The organism is Lentzea indica (assembly GCF_012184385.1).
Classification (GTDB): Bacteria; Actinomycetota; Actinomycetes; order Mycobacteriales; family Pseudonocardiaceae; genus Lentzea; species Lentzea indica.
The window spans coordinates 1-1,257 of record NZ_VSRL01000553.1 but is presented as its reverse complement, the minus strand read 5'-3'; the positions used below and the strand labels follow the sequence as shown (position 1 = coordinate 1,257).

General features: G+C 67.9%; 2 protein-coding genes. Both read right to left on the bottom strand.

Translation table 11 applies throughout. The annotated features are described in order from the left end of the window. Window positions 1–33: 33 nt before the first annotated feature. Window positions 34–903, bottom strand: a complete 870-nt coding sequence (locus FXN61_RS49525; RefSeq protein WP_167980652.1) for an IS3 family transposase — start codon at window positions 901–903, stop codon at window positions 34–36. After that, entirely contained in the window at window positions 900–1,187 is a 288-nt protein-coding gene (locus FXN61_RS49520; protein WP_167980651.1) for a transposase, read from the bottom strand. The genes FXN61_RS49525 and FXN61_RS49520 overlap by 4 nt, the downstream gene beginning before the upstream one ends. Window positions 1,188–1,257: the final 70 nt, after the last annotated feature.

The window sequence follows — 1,257 nt, the reverse complement described above, 5'->3', positions numbered from 1 at the left end:
TGGGGTTGTCCCCGTTTGCCGGACACGTGGTTTTCACGCGGCGTGGGCCGTGCGTGTTTCGGCGGGGGTCCGGTGACCGTTTGTCGAATGTAGACGGTCGTGGTTGTAGTAGTGGATGTAGCTGAAGATGTCGGTTCGTGCCTGGTCGCGGGTGGTCCAGGTGGTGGTGGGGAGTTCGGTTTTGAGGGTGGCGAAGAAGGCTTCGGCGACGGCGTTGTCGTAGCAGGAGCCTTTGCGGCCGATCGAGGGCCGCATCCGCTGCGCGGTGAGGGCGTCGCGGAACCTGTGGGCGGTGTATTGGGTGCCGCGGTCGGAGTGGAACACCGCGTTATCGCTGATCAGGCCCCGAGCGGCGGCGAGATCGATCGCCTCGGTGACCAGGCTGGTGGTCGGGTCCGTGCCCAGGGCGTGGCCGACGACCTCGCGGTTGTGCAGGTCGATCACCGTGGCCAGGAACAACCGGCCCTGGCCGGTGACCAGGCAGGTGATGTCGCCGACCAACCGCTCACCGGGACGTTCGGCGGTGAAGTCCCGGCCGACCAGATCGGCGACCGGCTCGGCCGGGACCAGCGCCGGGCTGGTCAGGAAACGGCGCCGGCGCCGCGTGATCCCGGCCAGACCGAGCTCGGCCATGACCCGCCCGACCCGCTTGTGGTTGACCGTGATGCCGCGCCGCCGCAGTTCCATGGTGATCCGCGGCCGCCCATAGCGGCCCCGGTGCTCCTGGTGGATCCCGGTTATCACCACCGCCAGGTCCTCGTCGCGCCCTGCCCGCGTCTCGCGGCCGGCCTGAGTGGCCAGCCATCGATAGAAGCCCTGCCGCCGGACCCCGAGGATCCGGCATAACCGCTGCACGCCATAGGTGGCGCGGTGCTCGGAGATGAACCGGTAGCGGTAGATCATCGATCCATCTCGCGCGCAAAATAGGCGGCCGCCTTGCGGAGAATCTCGTTCTCCTTCTCCAGCTCCGCCAGCCGTTTGCGCATCGCCGCGGTCTCCAGCGCCTGCTCGGCCTGCGCCACCTGCTCCGGGTCCTTGGCCCGCCGGGCATCCCGCACCCAGGACCGCAGAGTCTCGTGCGAGACACCCAGCTGCTCCGCGATCTGCCGGATCGGCCGATCACTGGTCAGCACCAACTCCACCGCATCCCGGCGGAACGACTCCGGATACTTCGACGGACGAGCCATAACAAACATCCTCTCGCCCAACAGCACCGCTGTCAGGACTCAAGGTGTCCGGCATCCGGGGGCAACTCCA

Coding starts and splice junctions, on each gene's coding strand:
- FXN61_RS49525 (WP_167980652.1), bottom strand. CDS start 903: ATGATCTACCGCTACCGGTTCATCTCCGAGCACCGCGCCACCTATGGC.
- FXN61_RS49520 (WP_167980651.1), bottom strand. CDS start 1,187: ATGGCTCGTCCGTCGAAGTATCCGGAGTCGTTCCGCCGGGATGCGGTG.